We start from the raw sequence: 21,737 nt of genomic DNA on the forward strand, positions 1-21,737 counted from the left end.
TCATTATGTCCTTTTTTACTCATTTATCATGAATTGATAAACTTTCTCATTCACCCATCATGATCACTCTTTATTATATCATGAACTTTTTTTATATTTACGGCCTATCTTTCCCAGGCCTATTGTATGTTAGGGGGTAGAATATCTCTTTCCAATCTATAATCTTTTGGAAGATCAAGATTGTCAACGAATTTAAGTCCTAAATACAATGTTTTTTCTTTTATTTTTCTTCCCATCATTTTTAAGACCTCCTTTCGTTTCTTTCCTTTTCTTCGCTTATATTTTAACACACTTTTTATAAAAATGAAAGCCTTTTCATTTTCGTATTATGAAAATGTTATCGAATAAATTTCTCCCATATAATCAACTCTTTTTGAGCATCTTCATGAGAAGATGAAGCATGAATAATATTATCCACAAGACGATATTCCTGATCAGCTAATTCATAGCTATCACAACTCAATTCTCCACGAATACTCTGTGGATCTGCCTGTATTGGATTTGTCTTTCCAACAATTTTTCGAGAATACGTAATAATATCTTCATCACCATCATAACTCACTTTCATAGGCATAATATAGTGAGGCCCATCAAAATAGAAAGTATTAAATAATCTTGCAGGAAAATTAAAATCCTTTCCCTTTTCGTCAATAACGTGATGATAATGTTCCAATAAAATCTTCATGACATCTATATCTACCTGCACGACTTGTGATTTTTCAACATGTAATTGATGTTGAGCTAATATTTCAAGAACTCTTTGATTTTTATGATCAACAAAAGCATCAGGCTTTAACATCATATAAGTATATTGTTTCATTTTCTTCTCCTCTTTTCTATATTAATGAATCACTCTTGTAATATTATAAATACCTTGAATTTTATTTAAATTGTCAATAGTCAACTGTAAAAGCTCTGCATTTTCAACCGAAAGTTTTAATTGAATTTGCGCCTCTGTATCTACAACTCCAGCATTAATATTTAAAATGTTGACTTTCACCTGTCCTAATACAGTAATAATATCATTTAATAAATTAGGACGGTCTAAACCTCTAATATCAATATCAACTTCAAAACGTTTTTGCATAATATTAGTATAATCCCAATACACATCAATTAAACGTCCTTTTTCAACGCCTTTTAAGTTAGGACAATCACTACGATGCACTTTAATTCCCTGTCCCTTAGATACATATCCAACAATATCATCTCCAGGAATAGGATTACAGCATTTAGATAACTGTATTTTCAGTCCATCAACACCTTTAACACTGATTCCTAAACTACTGCTTTTCTTTTGATTTTTTAAAGCATTATTATTCTTCTTTAAAATCTTTGAAAGATTATCAAAGAATCCAGTTTTGCTTGGAAGAACCTTATCAATCAATGTAGAAGCAGTTGCTTGTTTCTTTCCAATGACTAACATTAAATCATCAAAATGACGAGCACCAAAAGACCCAAAATAAGATTTATACGTATCAGGATCCATAAATTTCTTTTCATCCAAATTACGTTTACGAATTTCTTCCTTTAATAATTTTTTTCCTTCCTCAATAGCTTCTTTTTGAGTTTCAGCATCTTTCTTTGAAATATACTGTCTGATTTTATTTCTTGCTCCTGCTGTCTGAACAAATTTCAACCAGTCTTCACTTGGTCCAGAATTTTTATTTGTTTTAATTTCACAGACATCACCTGTTTTTAATTTGGTATTAATAGGAACCATAACATTATTGACAATAGCTCCTACAGCATGATGTCCAACTTCTGTATGAATACGATAAGCAAAATCAATAGGTGTTGAGCCGTTTGGTAACTCTACAATCTTACCTTGAGGCGTCATAACATAAACATTAGCTTCAAAAATATCTCTTTTTAAAGAATCATAATATTCCTTAGCATCACCATCTTTGATTTCATCACTTAAAGTAATAAAATCACCTAACCATTGTAACTTATCAACGATATCTTTTTGTTCCTGTTTAGATGAATATTCTTTTCCTTCTTTATAACGCCAGTGAGAAGCAACTCCACGTTCAGCTAATTCATCCATTTCTTCTGTACGAATCTGAATTTCAAAAATATGCCCGTCTTCTCCTATAACCGCTGTATGCAAAGACTGATACATATTTGGTTTAGGCATCGCAATATAATCTTTAAAACGTCCAGGTAATGGACGATAATGATCATGAATAATACCTAAAACTTCGTAACATTTCATTTTATCTTTTAAAATAATACGCAAAGCATTTAAATCATATAATTCATCAAAACGTTTATGCTTGATAACCATTTTTTTATAGATACTATAAATATGTTTTGCACGTCCTTTAATGCGATATTCAATATGATTTTCATCCAATAATTCTTCTACTGATTTCATCATCTTCTCAACAGATTCTTTACGCTCACTACGTTTTTGTTCTAATAATTCAGAAATTTCTAAATAAGCTTTAGGATCCAAATAATGTAAGCATAAATCTTCTAATTCAATACGAATATCATTAATACCTAAACGATGTGCAATTGGCGCATAGACTTCCAATGTTTCCCTAGAAATACGTTGTTGTTTTTCAGGTGTCATATATTGCAATGTGCGCATATTGTGTAAACGATCTGCTAACTTAATCAAAATAACACGAATATCTTTAGCCATAGCAATATAAATTTTACGATGATTTTCAGCATAAACATCTGCTTCATCTTTAAATGGCATTTTATTAATTTTGGTTACACCTTCTACTAAACTTGTAATTTCTTCACCAAAACGCTCAACCATTTCATCATGCGAAACATCACAATCTTCCATGACATCATGTAAAAGCCCAGCTGCAATCGTTGTTGGTCCTGTCTGTAAAGTTGTTAGAATATATGCAACCCAAATCAGATGAATAGTATATGGTTCTCCACTTTTGCGCTTTTGTCCTTCATGTTTGACCATAATAAAATCATAAGCTTTTTGAATCAAATCTATACTTTCTTTTTTCGTGATGTAAGTTGAACAGCTTTCTAATACATCATCAAAAGTAACTTGATCATGTGCTCCTTTATATTTCATATATCCTTCCTCCTTTACTTTGGCTTTATGCTAAAAAAGAGACACCGTCTCTTCTTAATACTTCAAGACTGAATAAACGTCATAATCTTTTAAAAGTTCTCTACCTTTCAAAGCTTCAAGTTCAATCAAAAAAGCAATTCCTACAACGTTTCCGCCCATTTTTTCAATTAAAGATACAGCTGCATCAACTGTACCACCAGTTGCTAATAAATCATCAACAATTAAAACATTCTGTCCAGGTTGAATACTATCACTGTGCATTTGAATTTCATTTGATCCATATTCTAAATCATATGACTGGCTTACAACTTCACGTGGTAATTTCCCTGGCTTTCTAACTGGAACAAAACCACAATTCAATGTCAAAGCCACTGGACATCCAAATAGAAATCCTCTCGCTTCTGGTCCTACAACAAGATCTACTTTTTTCTCTTTTGCAAAATCACTCAATAAGCGAATAGATTCCTGATAAGCATCTTTATCAGCTAAAAGTGGTGTCACATCTCTAAACAAGACACCTGGTTCTGGAAAATCAGGAATATCTTTAATATACTTTTTTAAATCCATAGCTTAAAAGCCCTCCTTATTTGTTTATTATATCAAAATTCTATCTTTTTATAAAGTCATTATACGATATCTTTAATAATAAAATTCAGACTTTTCTGATTTCGATATTCATTAATTTGTAATGTTCCTATAACACTCATCTTTTTTATATTTTTAAGTTTTCCATATAAATCTCCATGCTGAAAATACAACATCGACACATGACTACGATTCAAATCAGTTTGCATCTTTAAATGTTTTCCCTGACTTAATTGTTGTATTTGTGATACAGGTACATCCTTTAACATATATAACGGTTCTTCATTACTCATACCAAATGGTTCCAATAAAGATAAAGATTCAACATTTTTTATATCTATATCCTGTTCATCAATATGAAGAACTGTTGTTGTTGGATGCAAATGAAGATCTTTTAATGCTTCTTTAATACATTGATAACATGAATCATAATGTGCTTCATCTACAGTAAATCCACCCGCCAAAGAATGTCCACCAAAAGCAACAAACTGATCTTGATGTTCCATAAAAAATTGATGTAAAGAAAAACCTTCAATACTTCTGGCACTTCCTTTATATAATCCCTTTTTCTCATCATATGCCATCACAAAGCCTGGACGCTCATATTCTCGAGTATATTTACCAGCAATCAAACCAACTAATCCTTCATGAACCTGATCACTTGACCAATATAGAAAATCATCTCCCATACCTTCCTTAGCCATTTCATATTGTTGATTTGTCATTGTTTGACGTTTGGTATTTAAAGAAATCGCCATTTGAGAAACTTTCACCATAAAATCTCTAGGAGCATTCTTTAAAAAATATTTCACTAAAACATTAGGCGAACAAAACTCTGGTAAACGTCCAAATGAATTAATTTTAGGTGCAATCACAAAACCTATACTTGTCGTTGAATATGTCTGCTGATTTCCTAATAATAGCTCTAATGAAGGATATTTTTCTTCCTTCATGAATATTAAAGCTTTTTTTACTAATGAACGATTTTCATCCAATAATGGCATCATATCTGAAACCGTTGTAATCGCAGCCAAGCAATAAAGATATTTATCTTGTCTTCCTAATAAAGCACTCGCTAATTTATATGCTACAAAACCACCAGAAATTTCTTTAAATGGATAATCCGGAGATAATTTCGTATGAATAAAAGTACAGGCATCAGGTAAATCGTTATCAAATTGATGATGATCAGTAATAATAACGTCAACACCCAATTCATTAGCTCTTTCTACCGCCTCGAAAGCTTTGACTCCATTATCAACCGTAATAATGAGAGAATAACCTTTTTGTGCCATCTGTTCTACACGTTTAACATTGAGTCCATAACCATCATCAAAACGATTAGGAATATGATACCCTACTTCTACACCTAATTCTAAAAAAGCTTGTACAAGAATTGTCGTTGCTAAAATACCATCACAATCATAATCACCATAAATACAAATTTTTTCATGATTTTCAATAGCTTCATGAATTCTTTCCAATGTCATATCAGCTTCTTCAAACAAAGAAAAATCATGATAAATTAAACGTGGATTTATAAAATCTTTTAAAGTGTTTTCATCATATTGACGACTTTCAATCACTTTTGCTAATAAAGAATTGATATGATATTGATTTTGAATCTGCTGATAATGTTGTGGCTCAATAATTTTATATTTCATAAAATATATCTATCTCCTTAAAGTTCATCCTTTTTCAATTACGTGTATTATAACATACGTATCTTTTATATTTCAAATAATCTGTTTGGCATGATATCAAATAAAAACACCTCTAACAAAAACAAAACGGTTAGAGGATCAATCATTATTATTATTTAGCTATAAAATCACTAAAATCATCTATATTCATGGTTGAAGCTTCTTTAATGACTTTCATTTTTAAATAATCAAAAACTTCTGAGAAACGTAATGACATAATATCATCAATAACATCACACATTGCTTTTGTTTCAACATCTTTCCATTTTATAGAATAAAGATAGTCTTTAATATCATAACTATCAATTTCATGAATTCCTTCATTTTTAAATTCATTAGCTTTTATACGAATTAAAAAAAGAATATCTAATGGCAAGTTATTCTTAATATTGATTTCCATTGACTGCACTTCCTAACATATTTTTTGAATAATTAACATATTTATTATAAAGGAAATTCGACAATAAAGGAAGTATTTTATGAAAAGAAAATTGATTAATTCATTTCTCATATTAACAAGCAGTACCCTCATCACAAAAGTCTTTTCTTTATTCAACAGAATGCTTTTATCCCGTCTTTTAGACGAAAATGGAATGGCTCTTTATATTTTGGCTATCCCGACACTTTCTTTATGTATTACCTTAGCTCAGTTTTCCATTCCATCTGCTGTTTTCCGCTTGATTTCACACCCCAAATACAACAATAAAAAAGTTATTATTTCAGCTTTATGCATTTGTTTAGCAACATGTTTATTGATTATGGGTGGACTTTTGTTTTTTTCAAAAATAATTGCTCTCTATTTTCTAAAACAAAGCGATGCATATTTACCTTTATTATGCATCCTTCCATTCATTCCATTAGTTGGTATAAGTGGTATTATTAAGAATTACTATTTAGGAAGAGAAGATGTTTGGAACTTATCACTTGCACAATTATTTGAAGAAGTTTCTCGTATTCTTTTTACCTACATTGTTATTCAACAGTTTCATTATTTACCGATGACGTATTTAGTCAGCATTGCTATTTTAGCTATGAGTATTGGTGAACTCACTTCTATTCTTTTTTTAATGTTACGTTTAAAAAGGAAACTCAATTGGCATTATCATCCCATATCCTATTTTCAAAAACATTTTATATTTAAAGATATGATGAATATTGCTTTACCATTAACAGGTTCAAGACTGCTTCATGTCTGCTATAATTTTTTAGAACCCATCCTTTTGGTTTCTATTTTAACAAAACTTCATATAGGAGAAAATCAAATACACCTTCAATATGCGATTATTAACGGTTATGTCATTTCTTTGCTGGTTACACCTACTTTCTTTAATAATGTTGTTTTAAGATTGTTGATTCCTATTCTTAATAAAGATATTGCATATAATCGTTTAGAAGCATTAAAAAAACATGTTTTTTATAGTTTGGTCATCTGTTTTTTTATCAGTCTTCCTTTTACACTTATATTTTATTTTTATGGCGATGTCTGCCTTCAAATCATGTACAATACAACTAAAGGTTACCGTTGTTTACAATACATGTGTATTCCCTTTACAATCTTCTATTTACAAACACCTTTAAGCGCCACACTTCAAGCATTCAACAAAAATAAAGAAATGTTTATGATGAGTACATTTGAAGTTATTATTGAATTAATTTGTTTAATCATTTTAATTCCACGTTTTCATGTAGAAAGTGTGGCAATTGTCATGTTGATTGGTTTATTTTCGACACTGATGTTTTCAGCTTATTTTGTCTATCAGTTAGTATATAAACGTAAAAAAAGTCTATAGCTGAATATCTATAGACTGATGATCAAATTGTCTTAACCATTTAGAAAATGTAATAAGCCCTTCTTTTATCACTTTTTCATCTTGTGTAAAGCCAAAACGTAAATGATATTCTATATCAAATGCACTCCCTGGCACAAAAAATACACCCGTTTCTTTTTGAAGTTTTTCACAAAACTCTGCTGATGGTATATCCAAATGATAATGTAAGAAACAAACTGTTCCATGACGTGGTATAACACAAGAAACAAGTGGTTCTTGATCTAACCATTTTTTAAGAATAAGTTTATTTGTTTGACATATATCACGACTACGCTTTAAAATCACATCTTTATTTTCTAATACTAAACAAGCCAGATAATCGTCTAATGGACCACTACTAATAATATGATAGTCACGTCGATAGTTTACTAAATCAATGACTTCCTGAGGTCCTTTTATCCAACCAAGTCTTAAACCAGCAAATGAGAAAACTTTTGATAAACTTTGTGTCACTATTGCTTTATCATAATAATCACTAAATGAAGGATATAATTCTAAGCTTTCAGTATCTACACCACGATAGATTTCATCACATAAAATATAGCAATCATATTTTTGAGCTAATTTTATAATATCTTTCATTAATGACAAAGGTATTGTTGTTCCAGTAGGATTATTAGGTGAATTTAAGCATATCATTTTTGTATGTTCTTGTATACATGATTCAAAATCTTCAATTGTTGGTAACCAGTCATTTTCTTCTTTTAAAGGAATTAAAGAAACCTCACAGCCTAATGATAATGGAAAATCATACATTTGCTGATAAGTTGGAAATAAACTAATAACATGGTCTCCTTTTTCTAACAAGCTCATTAATACCAGTTCATTAGCATTAATAGCTCCATGAGTTATAGTTATATTTTCAAGTCCACCCTGTTCATAGAGTGATAAGATAGCTTTTTTTAAACGTGTTGATCCAACAATAGGACCATAATCCATTTTCATAGACATCATCTGTTTCGCTATATCCTCTTGAACAAATTGTTGAAGTTCTAATAAAGATAAGGATGACACACATGTTTCTGTCAAATTATATTGACAATCGTTTTCATGATCTGTCATCCATGTTTCTACTTTAAATTCATTAAGTTTCATTAATGCATAACCTTATTTAAGAAATCCTGTGCTCTTTGTGTTTTAGGATTTCTAAAGAATTCTTCAGCCGTATTTTCTTCAACAATTTTACCAGCCTCTAAAAAGATAACACGATCTGCTACCGTTCTAGCAAATCCCATTTCGTGTGTCACAACAACCATTGTCATTCCTTCATTAGCCAATTCCTGCATAACTTCCAAAACTTCAATAACCATTTCTGGATCCAAAGCACTTGTAGGTTCATCAAATAACATGATTTGTGGATTCATGCATAAACTTCTTGCTATCGCAACCCTTTGTTTTTGCCCACCTGATAATTTATTTGGATATTCATCTTTCTTATCAAGAAGACCCACTCTTTCTAAATATTGACAAGCTATTTGTTCAGCTTCATCTTTGCTTTTTTTCATAACTTGAATAGGTGCTAAAGTTAGATTTTCTAAAACTGTCATATTTGGAAATAAATTAAAATGCTGAAATACAAATCCCATTAAACTTCTTAATTTTTTATAAGTTTCTGGATTTTTTTCATCAAGCAATTGATCATTCACATAAATATGTCCACTTTCTGGTTTCTCTAATCCATTAATACATCTTAAAACTGTACTTTTCCCAGAACCAGAAGGACCAATCAAACAAACAATCTCACCTTTTTTTATTTCTAAGGAAACATCATTAACAGCTTTTAAATCATTAAATTGTTTCACAATATTTTCTACTTTAATCACGGGCAGACAACTTCCTTTCTAAACGTCTTGAAATATATGAAATAGTGAGTGTCATCACGAGATATAAACACGCCGCCTCAAGTAAAGGATAAATCAAATTAAAAGTTCTTGATCCTAAAACTTGTGCACTCATAAGCAACTCAGTTGCTCCAATACAGCTAATCAATGATGAATCTTTAATTAAAGTGATAAATTCACTGACAATTGGTGGAATAATTCTCTTAAAGGCTTGTGGCAATACCACAAAACGCATTGTCTGAAAATAACTTAATCCTAATGTTTCACAGGCTTCCCATTGTCCTTTATCAATTCCCTGAATACCACTTCTGATTAATTCAGTTGAATAGGCTCCACTATTTATACTTAAAGCGATTAATCCACAAATATATGGATCAGGATTCATACGAGTTCCAGTTATTGACTGATAGATAACTGGAATAGCTATATAGAAGAACATAATTTGTAATAACATTGGTGTTCCTCGAATGACTTCTACATATATATTCCCAATCCATCTTAAAGGTGCATGTTTAGATAACTTTGAAGCAGCTCCCAATGTTCCTAAAATCATCCCAAAGAAAACTGCGAATGTCGCTAATATTAGCGACATTCCAGCACCTCTTAACATAAACATTAAATTTTCTTGTGTTAAAAGATTTTCCATTTATATTAAGCTCCCCATTTTTCTTTTAGTTCAGTATATTTATCAGATTTTATAAATTCATCTAAAGCTTTATTGACATCATCCATTAATTCTTGACTATCTTTATTTGCAATAATTAAATTTTCTTCTTCCAATAAAGCTTCATCAATCATTCTATATGCATCTTGTGAATCATAATTTTTAGCAACTGCATAATCTAAAATAACAGCATCAACACCACCAGATTTTAATGTTTCAACTAATACCTTAACATCTGTAACAGTTGTTACTTTCGCATCTTTAATATCATTAGCACATGCTTCTCCAGTTGCTGATAACTGTGCTCCGATTTTTTTACCTTCTAAATCTTTAACAGTCTGGATAGAACTATCTTCAGAAACTAAAGCTACTTGTTTAGAATCATTATATTTATTTGACCATAACACATCCCAGTCATCATGCATTGTAAAACCTGAAATACCTAAATCAATTTGTTTTGCCATTAAGCTTGTTGAAATTGTATCAAATGACATCTGTTTAAATTCATAAGTATAATTTCCACCATTTTCATTCATGATATTAATAAGCTCTTTTGTCATATCAATATCAAATCCTTCCATTTCACCATCAGTATTTAATGATTCATAAGGTGCATAATCAGGAGAAATACCAATCAATAACTTTTGTTCATTTGAACCACTTTCTCCTCCACCACATGCTGTCATTGTTAATGCCATAGCGGCAACTAATAATCCTTTAAATAATTTTTTCATTTTCATTCCCTCTTCTTTCTTTTTTGATTTTATTTATTTTATAGCTTCTGTGATTTTAATCAATCATCGCCGTAAACTCATCCTCATCAAAATCAATTCCCCCTTTGTATAAAAAAACGTCTCTTAGTTGAACTAAGAGACGAAATCATCGCGGTACCACTCTTTTTGATATATCAAAGATATATCCACCTCTATCCTTAAAGCAGATTCACTCGATACCCTACTTCTTTCAAGCATCGTTCTCCAAAGTGCGGTTCATTTAAACGCCTATACTGATCTCACACCAACATCAGCTCGCTTGATATTTGTTTAAACTACTCTCTTTTTCATCGAATTTTTTATATGCTTTTATTATATGCATTTGCATAAACATGTCAACACTTTTTTTACTTTTTATTTATATAAATCATTATATTTTGAATTTTACTATAAAAGCTATCATTATTTTATTATATTCACAAAAAATCATTTTATTTTTTTCATATAAAATAAAATTTGTGAACTTATATCATGAGCCTTTTGAATAGACTCATCCATCAAATCAAGTTGGTATTGAATCTCATCTAATTGATTATTCAGTTCTTGAATTTCTTGTTTTTGTTCTTTGATTTGTTTAATCTTTTTTGACATTTTTTCTCTACGATCTAATACATATATAGCCAATAATAAACAAACAAATCCACCAATAATATATAAAACTATCATATCTTTCCTCATTTCATTACTGTTATATCTTCAAATGTTTTACGTTGTGGTCTTTCAATTTCCATATCACTATAACCTAAAGCGATAACACTAACAACGGCTTGACTATCAGGAATCGTAAATATTTCCTTTATTTTCTGTTCATCACGAATACCCATAACCAACGTAGATAATCCTAATTCTGTTGCCTTCAACAAAAGATTCATATTATGCATACCACAATCATAATATCCCCATCCATTGCCAAGTTCATTCGTTGGTGTGCCATCTTTATTATAACCAGAACGATTCAAAACAATCGTGGAAACAATTAAAACAGGAGCTTGACCAACATTTTCCTGATTGAATTCTGGCAATGAACCTTTAACCTGCTGTAAAGCTTCTTTTGATTTAGCAATATAATAACGTGTCACCTGTGAGTTCTTCCATGAAGGCGCTAAAATCGCCGCTTCAATAACCTGACGAATCACCTCATCATCAACTTCTTTTGACAGATATTGTCTTCTTATACTTTTTCTTTTATTCAAAACTTCATCTAATTTCATGTTTTCATCACCTATCCTTATTATAATCTTGATGAATCCGATTTGCAAATAAAGTTACACAGCATCATCTATATATTGTATAGGAATGATTGCCATTGGAGCAATATCAGGAATTTCATCACCATCATCATGAAGAGCATAATTTCCATTCAATGTTAAATAGACTTGATCACCTTTAGATAACTGATAAGGCATAAAAACATCTTCTCCATAAACACTATCTAAACACAAGCATAGCTTTTCATCTTTTTGATAATCAGATGATGTTGATTCAGGCTTGAAAAATATCTGATTGTCATTTTTTTCAATGACTGTTGCTAAAACTCTTGAATAACCTTCCAATTTTGAAGAGTCAGTCACATCATTTTGTTGACTTGTCAGCCAATCTTGAGAAGTGATTTGAATAGATTCATATGGAAAAATAGCTTCTGCAACCTGATAGTCACTATCTAAATTAATAATATGAATTTCAACAGAACTATCACAATCTCCCGTTGTCAATACACGACTCGCTGTAACAAGACTCATAATGCCAAGCATATTCCCACCTACTTGAAATACTTCACTCGAAAAAATATCCATAAAATGTTCCTGATCAATCCAAATTGTCATAGACGAATAATCATCACTATAATCCATCTGATAATCTTCTCCCATTTTCATAAATTCTTGTGTAGCCTGTTCAATAAGCTGCTTATTTTGATTGATCAGGGCTTGTTTTTGTTCATCAGTTGCTTCTATAATCAGGTATTCACCATCTCGATAAATCTTTTCACCATATTGAGAATCAATCTTTAAAGATTGATCATTAGAGACATATGTCATAAAATCTTCATATTCCTCTTTTCCTAAAAACCAATCATAATAACCTGCAAAACGATATTCTGTTAGATTCGCCTGTTGAGATTCGTCTTGAGATTGACAACCTGTTATCAATATTAATAAACAACTTATAATCATTATAGAAATACCCTTTTTTATCATGATTCCTCACCCAAATCTATTATAACATAAAAAAAGAAACGATTTATCAAAACCGTTTCTTCCAATGACTTATTTATTTGCATCTACCATTAATTGACAAACCTTATTAGAAAATTCAACAGGATCATCAATACTAAATCCTTCAATTAATAAAGCCTGATCATATAACAATGATGCATAATCATTAATTTTATCTTTATCTTTTTCAAATAAAGATTGTAAAGCTGTAAAGATTGCATGATTTGGATTAATTTCTAAAATTCTTCCTGCTTTGATATTTTGTCCATCAGGCATTTGATTGAGAACTTTTTCCATTTCAAAAGAAACACCTTCGCTACTTACCAAACAAACAGGATGTGTTTTTAAACGTGAAGACACTTTGACATCTTGAACTTTATCTTTCAATGCATCTTTAAGAGTTGAGATTAAGTCTTTATTATCTTCATTGACTTTTTCTAACTCTTTCTTTTCTTCTTCACTATCAATATCTAAATCACCTTGATTGATATTTTTAAATGGTTTTTCTTTATAATCTCTTAACATCTGAATACAGAATTCATCTACATTATCAATCATATAAAGAATATCAAATCCTTTATCTTTAACCATTTCTACTGTTGGTAAATGATCAATCTTTTCATAGTTTTCACCACTAGCAAAATAGATTTCTTTTTGACCATCTTTCATGTTTTCAACATATTCATTGAAAGTCATCATTTTCTTTTCATTTGCACTATAATATAACAATAAATCTTGTAATTTATCTTTTAACATACCATAGCTGTTATAAATACCAAATTTTAACTGTAATCCAAAGTTTTTAAAGAATTCTTCATATTTTTCACGATCATTCTTTAACATTTTTTCAAGTTCACTTTGAATGCGTTTTTCAATTTTATCAGCAATGATTTTCAATTGACGATCATGTTGTAACATTTCACGAGAAATATTTAATGATAAATCCTGTGAATCCACTAAACCTTTGACAAATCTAAAATGTTCAGGAACAAGTTCACTGGCTTTATCCATAATAAAGACACCACGAGAATAAAGTTGTAAACCTTTTTCATAATCTTGTGAATAGTAATTCATTGGTGGCTTAGAAGGAATAAATAATAATGAATCATAAGAAATTGTTCCTTCTACACTATTATGCATAACACATAATGGATCGCTAAAATCATTAAATTTATCTTTATAGAATTCATTATAATCTTCTTCTGTGATTTCCTTTTTAGGTCTTTTCCATAAAGGAACCATTGAATTTAATGTCTTATTTTCAATGACTTGTTCATATTCATCACTATCTTCTTTTTTCTTAGAAGTTGTCATATCCATCTTAATTGGATAATGAACATAATCAGAATATTTCTTAACTAATCTTTGAATTTCATATTCATCTAAATATTGGTCATAATTTTCATCATCAGTGTTATCTTTTAAATAGAGATTGATTCTTGTTCCATGATTTGGATAATCAATTTCGTTGATTGTATATCCATCACTTGTATCAGATTCCCAGATAAAAGCCTGTTCTTCTCCATACTTTTTAGAAATCACTTCCACCTTATGAGCAACCATAAATGCTGAATAGAATCCAACACCAAATTGTCCAATAATATCAACATCATCTTGTCCTTTTTCTAATGCCTGTTTAAATTCAAAAGAACCACTATTGGCAATCGTTCCTAAATGTTCTTCTAATTCATCAGCATTCATACCAATACCTTGATCAATAATAGATAACATACGATGATCTTTATTGATCACAATTTGAATAGATAAATCTTCTCTTGAAATACCATTTAAATTTTCAGTCAATGCTTTGTAATATAATTTATCTGAAGCATCACTGGCATTTGAAATCAATTCTCTTAAAAAAATCTCTTTATGTGTATAAATAGAGTTAATCATTAAATCTAATAATCTTTGTGATTCAGCTTTAAACTGTTTCTTTTCTGCCATATTTACATCTCCTTTTATTAGCACTCTATCTATTTTTGTGCTAATAGTATCTTACACCTATCTTTTAGCACTGTCAACCCAGATGTGCTAATTTTTCTTTTTTTATCCGTCTCATAAAAATAACTACATTGAATATTCTTTTTTAATATAATTTTTATCAAAAAAAGAATGGTCAAGTCAACTTGCCATTCTTTGATTTTATTAATCTAAATCTTCACCATTAGATTTAAATGCTTTAGCAACCCAATAGAATGATTTTTTAGGAATACGTTTTAAATCTCTGATATCTTTGTTTGTTCTGTTAACATAAACAAATCCATAACGTTTATCCATATTACACATACTTGCTAAAATATCAATTGGTCCCCAAGTAATATATCCTAAACAAGGAACACCATCTTCAAACATTGCATTTTCCATTTCTTTAATATGATCTCTATGATAGTTGATACGATAATCATCTTCGATTGTTTTACCTGCTGCAAGCATTGCATCTACTTCTTCTTGAGTCATATCTTCACGCCATCCAATACCATTTTCAAGAACGAATACTGGTAAATCAGAACGTGTATGTAAATCATTTAATGTCCATCTAAATCCAATTGGGTCAATTTCCCATCCCCATTCATTAGCTTCACAATGAGGATTTTTGATCATATGTTCACCAACAACTTCATGATATGGTCTTTCTAAGTCAAATTCACCTTCAGTCACTGTATTAGAACGATAATAACTGAATGCAATATAATCAACAGTGTATTTTAATAATTCTTCATCGCCTTCTTCAAAATGAGGCATCCATCCTCTATTTTCAAGATAAGCTACCATATAATCTGGATATTTTCCTTTTGCAAAAACATCAACATGGAAACCATTCATATATTGATAAGCTTGCCATGCAAATAAGTTGTTTTTAGGTGTATTTGTGTATGGATAAATATTTGTAACAGCAGCCATACCACAGAATTTAGCATCTGGTTGTAATTCTCTTAATGCTTTAACAGCTTTACAATGTGCAATAAAGACATTATGGTTAACTTGATATAAATGTTTTGGTTCACTTACACCTTCAGGAATTTCTTCAGCATTAGAAACTCTTAACATTTGACCATGTAAATTTTGTTCATTGAAACTCATCCAATGTTTCACACGATCTCCAAATCTTTCAATACATACTCTTGCATATCTTTCAAAGCAATCTACAACATAACGAGATGCAAAACCATTATAATTTTTAACAAGATGGTAAGGCATATCAAAATGAACTAATGTAATCATTGGTTCAATACCTGCTGCCAATAACTTATCAATTAAATCACTATAGAACTTCACACCTTCTTCATTAACAGGTTCATCTAAAGTTCCATTAGGAATAATTCTTGACCAGCAAATAGAAAAACGATAGAAATTAAATCCCATTTCTTTCATTAATGCAATATCTTCATCATAACGATGATATTCATCAATCGCAACATTCCAATCTGAAAATTCAGGATTCATTGGTCTGACATCATAAATACAAACCCCTTTCCCTCCTTCATTTCTTGCTCCTTCAGTTTGGAATGATGATACAGAACCACCCCAATAAAAATCTTTTGGCATTTTCTTTTCCACTTATAAAGTCCTCCTTTTTCTCTTATATTCTCATTTTAAAAGATATTGACATATGAGTAAATATCTTTTCATAACTTTATAAATTAGTTTCATAATTATATAAAAAATGCATTGTCATATGAAACTTTGTTTCATAATTATTCGTATTTATATATTTTAGGCAGACGATATCCTATACGACTTAAAATTTCGTTAGAAATCGTATTTATCTGCCATTTTAATCACCTATCTTTTATCATCTTCATTGTCCCATTGAAAATGATTTTTTCCTGCACCTATTTCAAAATGATATTTCACAATACCTAAATCTAATTTTGTATAAAAACCTATTCCTCTTTTCACTTTCACTTTTCCATTTTCAAAAGCAAACTTAAATTTCTGTTGATTCATAGCAGTTGGTGCCAATAATGCATAACGAACGCCTTCATAAAACCATTGTGGAAGATTTTCCTCTGTTTCTATAACATCTTTCATATCTTTGCTTCGTCTAGCCACTCCTTGATTTTCACCATAACCAATTGAAATCACAGCCACTATTTTCTCATCAGAATCAAGATGAAGCACTTCTGGAATTTTTTTATAAGTTAAAGCCACCCAACATGTATTTAAACCTAACTGTTGTGCTAATAAAACAAGATGCTCTCCATAATAGCCACATTTTTCCTGTAAATCAGGACTATTCTTCTTACCAATTAAAGCAATATAATGTTGAACACCCTTAAACTTACCATAATGAGCCAGCTGACTTTGAAAAGCACGCGGTTCATTGAGAATCAACTGAATGTTCAAATGACCCTCCTGATTACAACGTTCAATTTGTTTTTCTAATATTTGTATTTTTTCATCATCAATGGGTTTATCTAAATATTGACGAACACTATGTCGTTTTTCTACTGCTTCTTTGATATCCATTATGAATCTCCTTTCATCCATTCATCAATACTGATTCTATTCTAACACAAAGCATCGTAAAATACTTCAAAAATATAACAAACATCATTTTTCATAATAAGAGTGAAAATCATCACTTCTATGAAACAAAGTTTCATGGTATACTAGGATTGGTGATAAAAATGAGTATAATGACACAATTAGAATTTGAACTGGAATTCTCTCAATCAGAAAAACAAATTGCAAAATACATTTTAAATCATGGTGAAGAAGTTTTAAGCATGTCAGTCAAAGAACTGGCAAAAGAAACATATACTTCTCCTGCGACCATTGTCAGACTCTGTAAAAAAATAGGTTTAGAAGGTTATAATGATTTTAAAATCAAATATTCTGCCGAATTACAATATGATTTACATCATACGGATCGTATTGATGTCAATTTTCCTTTTTCTAAAGATGACAGTTATCCTATGATTTGTCATAAGTTATCTTCTCTTTATCAGGAAGTCATTGCAGATACAATTAAACTTATTGATTTTACTGAATTAAATAAGATTGTTGATTTATTATATCCCCATCAGCATATTGATATTTATGGCTCTGGTAATTCCTTATTAGCAGCTATGAGTTTTCAACATAAGATGATGCGTATTTCCAGAGATGTCAATTTAAGAATTTTACATGGTGAACAGGTCTTTATGTCCTATAATTCCAATTCCTCACGTATTGCGATGATTATTTCTTATTCAGGAGAAACCAATGAAAATATTCAGATTGCTCAAACCTTAAAAGAAAACAATACGCCCATCATTGTTTTAACATCGGTTGGTGATAACCGTTTATCTCATTATGCAGATTATATTTTAAATATTGGTTCTAGAGAAAAGATTTTTACGAAAATAGCTCCTTTTGCTTCACAGATTTCTATTGAATATCTCTTTAATGTCATTTTCTCTTGTATTTTTCAAAAAGACTATGAACAGAATATTCAAAATAAAATTAGTTATGATAAAAAGAATGATTTTCGTCATCCCTTATCCAGTCCAGTGAGTGATGAAATAAAGTAATTTCATAATATGAAAAAAAGCGTGTTTCAATACTTTTTTTGTTATGATTGAAAAAAACAAAAGTTATGGAGGGTGAATCAATGAAATCTTTACAAATGAAATATAATGGATTACAAATTCTTTTCTGGTTATCCTATTTAGCTATTTATGGTTATGTGGCTATATTTTTACAATACCGTGGTTTATCCAATACGGATATTGGGATAGTGACAGGTGGTGGAGCTATTTTGTCCATCTTTTTATCTCCATTTATCTCATCCCTTTTATCACGCATCAAAGGTTTATCTATTAACAAACTGATTTTCACCCTATACCTGATCATGATTGTCATCTTTACTGTCTTAACAATCATCACTTCACCTATTTTTCTCATTATGATTTTATATGTTTTCCTATTAAGTCTGATTGCTGCAATGGTTCCTCTATTTTCTACAATATGTATGAATTACTTAAAAGATGGTCAATATATCAATTTTGGTTTAGCTAGAGGACTAGGCTCTATCTCTTATGCTGCGGGAGCTATTATTGTTGGTCAGCTGATTGATTTTTTTAATCCAACAGTCATTGCATTTGTCTATGCAATTGCCAGTATCGCTTTATTAATTCTTCTTTATACAATGCCACCCTATCAAATTCAAGAAGAAACAACGACAAAAAACCAGGAAAATATATTCTCTGTTATTAAAAAATATCGTATATTTTTCTTCATTCTCGTAGCTTTTACATTTATGTATGCTGCTTCAACAGCCTTATCAACTTATTTAATTAATATTGTTAAAAATCTTGGTGGAAACACTTCATTATATGGAATTGCTGTCTTTTGTATGGCTGCCAGTGAAATGCCAATTATGTCCATCACTTATCGTTTATTAAAAAAATACCGTTCTGAAACATTACTTTTAGCGAGTGCTTTCTTCTATGTTTTGCGTAATCTGACAATCTGTTTAGCACCTCATTTGATTGTCTTATTGATAGGTATGATGTTCCAGGGATTATCTTTTGGACTCTTTACTGCAACCATCACTTATTATGTCAATGATCATCTTGATGAAAGTGATCAAATGATGGGACAAACAATGATTGCGATGATGTCAACAGGATTAGGATCATCCATAGGAAATATCTTTGGTGGTATATTACAAGATAGTTTAGGTTTAAATAGTATGCTTATCTTTGTATGTGGATTGACTTTGATTGGATGCTTCATTATGTTTATGACATTGAAAAATAAAGTTGGTTTAGGACATCGTCCTTTAATCAAGTCTACAAAAAACAGCTAATGATTTGATTTCATTAGCTGTTTATTTTATATTTGATAATCTTTCAAATAATTCTAAGAATTCTTTTTCAACATCATGGTGATGTCTTTCTGCAAAACATGGTTGACTTTTTAATAAACAAGATGGCTTTGGTTGCTGCTCCATCAATGTATATAATTCAAAAGCTAACATATCATCATCTATTCTTTTGATTTTCAATAAGTCTTCGTCTTTTAATTCTGAAAGTTTATACTTTTCAAAAATAACTTTCATCCATTGACTTTCAATATCCTCATAAAGCTTTAAATGCTGTTTAAGTGGTCTGATAATATCTGATATATAAGCTTCACTGGCATCATGTAATAAACAGGCCAGTGATAGACGAGAATCCTGATATCGAAGAAATGCTTCTTGAGCACAGTTAAGACTATGTTGTGCTACAGAATAAAACATTTTTAAATGACCGCCACCACGACATAATAAGCTTAATGCATGCGCAATGTCTTTGATATCTATATCATCTTTTGTAAATGCAAGAGGATTAATTTTTTTACCTGTATATGTATGCATATATGAATTCATAGAACCACCTCTAAAAAGACTGATATTTGTCTTCCCTTATCAAAAAATCTTCTTTGAAAAGCAAACCATCATCAAAATAATTGTTAACAAATTGATTTTTTAACATATCACTTTCACCTTCTTTAAAAACCATTGCTTTACGTATCCTATTATATATGACATAGTATGAAGTCGCAATAGAAACAAAAAGTGATGAGAAATTCTCATCACTTACCAGATTAGATTAATAATTTTCAGTCATTCTTTCGAAATATGCTTTTGGATAACCACATGTTGGACATCTTTCAGGAGCTTCTTCTCCTTCATAAATGAAACCACATTGTCTACATTTCCATCCTTTTGGGGCATCCCCTTTGAATGTTTTTCCTTCTTTATAATTTTTTAATAATCTTAAATAGCGTGCTTCATGTGATCTTTCAACTTTACCGACATTTTCAAACTTAATAGCTAATTCTTCAAAACCTTCTTCTCTTGCTTCTTGAGCCATACGTTTGTACATATCAGTCCATTCTTCATTTTCTCCAGCAGCAGCATCTTCTAAGTTTTGATCAGTTGAACCAATACCATGGAATTCCGCAAACCACATTTTTGCATGTTGTTTTTCCTGGTTAGCTGTTTCTTCAAAAATAGCAGCAATTTGTTCTAAACCTTCTTTTCTTGCCATTTCAGCAAAATAAGTATATTTATTTCTTGCTTGAGATTCACCTGCAAAAGCTTCCATTAAATTCTTTTCAGTTTTTGTTCCAGCATATTTAGATTTCTTTTCTTCTTCAACTTTTTCAAATTGACTTGCTGGAGCTTTACAGATTGGACATTGTTCTGGAGCTGTTTCTCCTTCATGAACATATCCACAAATTTTACAAATCCATTTTGACATTTTCTTTTTCCTCCTTATTCATCTAACTTCATTATACACCTTAAAAATAATAAAGCAAGGACTTTTTTAATAATAGTAATTATTATTAATAATATTATACATTGCTTTTAAGAAGATAACCATGTATAATGTGAAATGAAAAAAGAATATCGTCAGTAGTGACTTTTATCAAGCACTAACTTTTCTTTTTTAAACTTATGAAAACGTCGTATTCTATGATAGAAATGACAGTGGAGGTACAAATGAATAAACAAAAAACTAAGAATCTTGCATTCATGTCGCTTTTTATTGCCATTGAAATTTTAATGGTTATGGTTCCTTTTCTAGGTTTTATTCCTATTGGTCCATTACGTGCCACAACTTTGCATATTCCTGTTATTATTGCAGGGATTGTCTTAGGGAAAAATAAAGGTGCTCAAGTTGGTCTGGTTTTTGGCTTATCAAGTCTATTTATAAATACAATTCAGCCAACCATTACATCTTTTGTTTTCTCACCATTTATAAGTGGCTCATTTTGGAGTTTAGTGATTGCGATCATTCCTAGGGTCTGTATTGGATATGTTGCTGGAATGATTTATGAAAAATGGAAAAAACATCCTATATTAGCAATGAGTCTAGGTTCTTTTTTAGGTGCAATGACAAATACAATTCTTGTATTGGGTGGTATTTATCTTTTCTTTGGAAATCAATATGCTTCAGCTTTAGGCATGACATTTTCAAAATTGATGCCCTATCTTCTCACGATCATTGCGACAACTGGTTTATTAGAAGCTATTGTTGGAACAATTATTTCTGTTATTGTTTCACGTATTTTAATTCAAATTAAGAAATAAGGTG

Annotated in this window: 22 protein-coding genes and 1 other annotated feature; of the genes, 4 read left to right on the forward strand and 18 right to left on the reverse strand. The window is 30.3% G+C overall.

All coding sequences use genetic code 11. The annotated features are described in order from the left end of the window. Positions 1–337: 337 nt before the first annotated feature. From B5E48_RS00075 to B5E48_RS00095, 5 genes are all read right to left on the reverse strand, one after another. The gene (locus B5E48_RS00075) at positions 338–820 is read right to left on the reverse strand and encodes a nucleoside-diphosphate kinase (protein WP_087245498.1); all 483 of its coding nucleotides are present in this window, start codon (positions 818–820) and stop codon (positions 338–340) included. A 21-nt stretch (positions 821–841) separates the two neighbouring features. Further along, positions 842–3,055 carry a RelA/SpoT family protein gene (locus B5E48_RS00080; RefSeq protein WP_087245496.1) on the reverse strand — a complete coding sequence of 738 codons (2,214 nt, stop codon included), beginning with the start codon at positions 3,053–3,055 and terminating at the stop codon, positions 842–844. Positions 3,056–3,109: 54 nt separating this feature from the next. Continuing rightward, entirely contained in the window at positions 3,110–3,622 is a 513-nt protein-coding gene (locus B5E48_RS00085) for an adenine phosphoribosyltransferase (RefSeq protein WP_087245494.1), read from the reverse strand. A 59-nt stretch (positions 3,623–3,681) separates the two neighbouring features. Continuing rightward, a complete protein-coding gene (gene recJ / locus B5E48_RS00090; RefSeq protein ID WP_087303671.1) occupies positions 3,682–5,304 on the reverse strand; it encodes a single-stranded-DNA-specific exonuclease RecJ in 1,623 nt (540 codons plus the stop codon). 151 nt (positions 5,305–5,455) lie between these two features. Further along, positions 5,456–5,743: a post-transcriptional regulator gene (locus B5E48_RS00095; protein WP_087245490.1), complete on the reverse strand. Its 288-nt coding sequence runs from the start codon at positions 5,741–5,743 to the stop codon at positions 5,456–5,458. Between the two features lie 79 nt (positions 5,744–5,822). On the opposite strand from B5E48_RS00095, the gene B5E48_RS00100 reads away from it, so the two are divergent. Then, positions 5,823–7,133, forward strand: coding sequence for an oligosaccharide flippase family protein (locus tag B5E48_RS00100; protein WP_087303672.1), 1,311 nt, complete (start codon positions 5,823–5,825; stop codon positions 7,131–7,133). Here the strand turns inward: B5E48_RS00100 and B5E48_RS00105 are convergent. The 10 genes from B5E48_RS00105 to B5E48_RS00150 all read right to left on the reverse strand — a co-directional run bounded on the left by B5E48_RS00105 (position 7,128) and on the right by B5E48_RS00150 (position 17,136). Further along, entirely contained in the window at positions 7,128–8,267 is a 1,140-nt protein-coding gene (locus B5E48_RS00105; protein WP_087303673.1) for an aminotransferase class I/II-fold pyridoxal phosphate-dependent enzyme, read from the reverse strand. The genes B5E48_RS00100 and B5E48_RS00105 overlap by 6 nt on opposite strands. Beyond that, positions 8,267–8,995, reverse strand: coding sequence for an amino acid ABC transporter ATP-binding protein (locus tag B5E48_RS00110; RefSeq protein ID WP_087303674.1), 729 nt, complete (start codon positions 8,993–8,995; stop codon positions 8,267–8,269). Before B5E48_RS00110 ends, B5E48_RS00105 begins: the two co-directional genes overlap by 1 nt. Continuing rightward, on the reverse strand, positions 8,988–9,659 hold the full coding sequence (locus B5E48_RS00115; RefSeq protein ID WP_087303675.1) for an amino acid ABC transporter permease: 672 nt from the start codon (positions 9,657–9,659) through the stop codon (positions 8,988–8,990). Before B5E48_RS00115 ends, B5E48_RS00110 begins: the two co-directional genes overlap by 8 nt. Positions 9,660–9,664: 5 nt before the next feature. Continuing rightward, positions 9,665–10,411: a transporter substrate-binding domain-containing protein gene (locus tag B5E48_RS00120; protein WP_087303676.1), complete on the reverse strand. Its 747-nt coding sequence runs from the start codon at positions 10,409–10,411 to the stop codon at positions 9,665–9,667. Positions 10,412–10,543: 132 nt separating this feature from the next. Beyond that, positions 10,544–10,750, reverse strand: a binding site (T-box leader). A gap of 126 nt (positions 10,751–10,876) precedes the next feature. Then, positions 10,877–11,116, reverse strand: coding sequence for a hypothetical protein (locus B5E48_RS00125; protein ID WP_087303677.1), 240 nt, complete (start codon positions 11,114–11,116; stop codon positions 10,877–10,879). 8 nt (positions 11,117–11,124) lie between these two features. Continuing rightward, entirely contained in the window at positions 11,125–11,661 is a 537-nt protein-coding gene (locus B5E48_RS00130; protein ID WP_087303678.1) for a nitroreductase family protein, read from the reverse strand. Between the two features lie 54 nt (positions 11,662–11,715). Then, the gene (locus B5E48_RS00135) at positions 11,716–12,645 is read right to left on the reverse strand and encodes a hypothetical protein (RefSeq protein WP_087303679.1); all 930 of its coding nucleotides are present in this window, start codon (positions 12,643–12,645) and stop codon (positions 11,716–11,718) included. Positions 12,646–12,714: 69 nt separating this feature from the next. Further along, positions 12,715–14,610, reverse strand: coding sequence for a molecular chaperone HtpG (gene htpG / locus B5E48_RS00140; RefSeq protein ID WP_087303680.1), 1,896 nt, complete (start codon positions 14,608–14,610; stop codon positions 12,715–12,717). A gap of 201 nt (positions 14,611–14,811) precedes the next feature. Continuing rightward, entirely contained in the window at positions 14,812–16,224 is a 1,413-nt protein-coding gene (locus B5E48_RS00145) for a glycoside hydrolase family 1 protein (RefSeq protein WP_087242708.1), read from the reverse strand. A 225-nt stretch (positions 16,225–16,449) separates the two neighbouring features. Continuing rightward, entirely contained in the window at positions 16,450–17,136 is a 687-nt protein-coding gene (locus B5E48_RS00150) for a nitroreductase family protein (protein WP_087303681.1), read from the reverse strand. 161 nt (positions 17,137–17,297) lie between these two features. On the opposite strand from B5E48_RS00150, the gene B5E48_RS00155 reads away from it, so the two are divergent. After that, positions 17,298–18,182 carry a MurR/RpiR family transcriptional regulator gene (locus B5E48_RS00155; RefSeq protein ID WP_087242712.1) on the forward strand — a complete coding sequence of 295 codons (885 nt, stop codon included), beginning with the start codon at positions 17,298–17,300 and terminating at the stop codon, positions 18,180–18,182. 80 nt (positions 18,183–18,262) lie between these two features. Next, on the forward strand, positions 18,263–19,462 hold the full coding sequence (locus B5E48_RS00160; RefSeq protein ID WP_087242714.1) for an MFS transporter: 1,200 nt from the start codon (positions 18,263–18,265) through the stop codon (positions 19,460–19,462). Between the two features lie 21 nt (positions 19,463–19,483). Here the strand turns inward: B5E48_RS00160 and B5E48_RS00165 are convergent, their stop codons facing one another. From B5E48_RS00165 to rbr, 3 genes are all read right to left on the reverse strand, one after another. Next, complete coding sequence (locus B5E48_RS00165; RefSeq protein WP_087303682.1) at positions 19,484–20,023, reverse strand: hypothetical protein; 540 nt, start codon at positions 20,021–20,023, stop codon at positions 19,484–19,486. Positions 20,024–20,033: 10 nt separating this feature from the next. Continuing rightward, on the reverse strand, positions 20,034–20,156 hold the full coding sequence (locus B5E48_RS13935) for a hypothetical protein (protein ID WP_255376256.1): 123 nt from the start codon (positions 20,154–20,156) through the stop codon (positions 20,034–20,036). A 90-nt stretch (positions 20,157–20,246) separates the two neighbouring features. After that, positions 20,247–20,900, reverse strand: a complete 654-nt coding sequence (gene rbr / locus B5E48_RS00170) for a rubrerythrin (RefSeq protein WP_087242718.1) — start codon at positions 20,898–20,900, stop codon at positions 20,247–20,249. A gap of 242 nt (positions 20,901–21,142) precedes the next feature. Between rbr and B5E48_RS00175 the strand changes: the two genes are divergently transcribed. Further along, the gene (locus tag B5E48_RS00175; RefSeq protein WP_087242720.1) at positions 21,143–21,733 is read left to right on the forward strand and encodes an ECF transporter S component; all 591 of its coding nucleotides are present in this window, start codon (positions 21,143–21,145) and stop codon (positions 21,731–21,733) included. The last annotated feature ends 4 nt before the right edge of the window (positions 21,734–21,737 follow it).

The organism is Massilimicrobiota sp. An105 (assembly GCF_002161155.1).
Classification (GTDB): domain Bacteria; phylum Bacillota_I; class Bacilli_A; order Erysipelotrichales; family Coprobacillaceae; genus Allocoprobacillus; species Allocoprobacillus merdigallinarum.

What these genes read in the sequence shown, in the direction of transcription:
- B5E48_RS13935 (WP_255376256.1), bottom strand. Translation starts at nt 20,156, where the DNA reads ATGGTTTTTAAAGAAGGTGAAAGTGATATGTTAAAAAATCAATTTGTT.
- B5E48_RS00135 (WP_087303679.1), bottom strand. Translation starts at nt 12,645, where the DNA reads ATGATAAAAAAGGGTATTTCTATAATGATTATAAGTTGTTTATTAATA.
- B5E48_RS00100 (WP_087303672.1), top strand. Translation starts at nt 5,823, where the DNA reads ATGAAAAGAAAATTGATTAATTCATTTCTCATATTAACAAGCAGTACC.
- B5E48_RS00160 (WP_087242714.1), top strand. Translation starts at nt 18,263, where the DNA reads ATGAAATCTTTACAAATGAAATATAATGGATTACAAATTCTTTTCTGG.
- B5E48_RS00115 (WP_087303675.1), bottom strand. Translation starts at nt 9,659, where the DNA reads ATGGAAAATCTTTTAACACAAGAAAATTTAATGTTTATGTTAAGAGGT.
- B5E48_RS00175 (WP_087242720.1), top strand. Translation starts at nt 21,143, where the DNA reads ATGAATAAACAAAAAACTAAGAATCTTGCATTCATGTCGCTTTTTATT.
- B5E48_RS00095 (WP_087245490.1), bottom strand. Translation starts at nt 5,743, where the DNA reads ATGGAAATCAATATTAAGAATAACTTGCCATTAGATATTCTTTTTTTA.
- B5E48_RS00080 (WP_087245496.1), bottom strand. Translation starts at nt 3,055, where the DNA reads ATGAAATATAAAGGAGCACATGATCAAGTTACTTTTGATGATGTATTA.
- B5E48_RS00130 (WP_087303678.1), bottom strand. Translation starts at nt 11,661, where the DNA reads ATGAAATTAGATGAAGTTTTGAATAAAAGAAAAAGTATAAGAAGACAA.
- B5E48_RS00150 (WP_087303681.1), bottom strand. Translation starts at nt 17,136, where the DNA reads ATGGATATCAAAGAAGCAGTAGAAAAACGACATAGTGTTCGTCAATAT.
- B5E48_RS00120 (WP_087303676.1), bottom strand. Translation starts at nt 10,411, where the DNA reads ATGAAAAAATTATTTAAAGGATTATTAGTTGCCGCTATGGCATTAACA.
- B5E48_RS00105 (WP_087303673.1), bottom strand. Translation starts at nt 8,267, where the DNA reads ATGAAACTTAATGAATTTAAAGTAGAAACATGGATGACAGATCATGAA.
- B5E48_RS00155 (WP_087242712.1), top strand. Translation starts at nt 17,298, where the DNA reads ATGAGTATAATGACACAATTAGAATTTGAACTGGAATTCTCTCAATCA.
- recJ (WP_087303671.1), bottom strand. Translation starts at nt 5,304, where the DNA reads ATGAAATATAAAATTATTGAGCCACAACATTATCAGCAGATTCAAAAT.
- B5E48_RS00165 (WP_087303682.1), bottom strand. Translation starts at nt 20,023, where the DNA reads ATGAATTCATATATGCATACATATACAGGTAAAAAAATTAATCCTCTT.
- B5E48_RS00075 (WP_087245498.1), bottom strand. Translation starts at nt 820, where the DNA reads ATGAAACAATATACTTATATGATGTTAAAGCCTGATGCTTTTGTTGAT.
- B5E48_RS00125 (WP_087303677.1), bottom strand. Translation starts at nt 11,116, where the DNA reads ATGATAGTTTTATATATTATTGGTGGATTTGTTTGTTTATTATTGGCT.
- rbr (WP_087242718.1), bottom strand. Translation starts at nt 20,900, where the DNA reads ATGTCAAAATGGATTTGTAAAATTTGTGGATATGTTCATGAAGGAGAA.
- htpG (WP_087303680.1), bottom strand. Translation starts at nt 14,610, where the DNA reads ATGGCAGAAAAGAAACAGTTTAAAGCTGAATCACAAAGATTATTAGAT.
- B5E48_RS00085 (WP_087245494.1), bottom strand. Translation starts at nt 3,622, where the DNA reads ATGGATTTAAAAAAGTATATTAAAGATATTCCTGATTTTCCAGAACCA.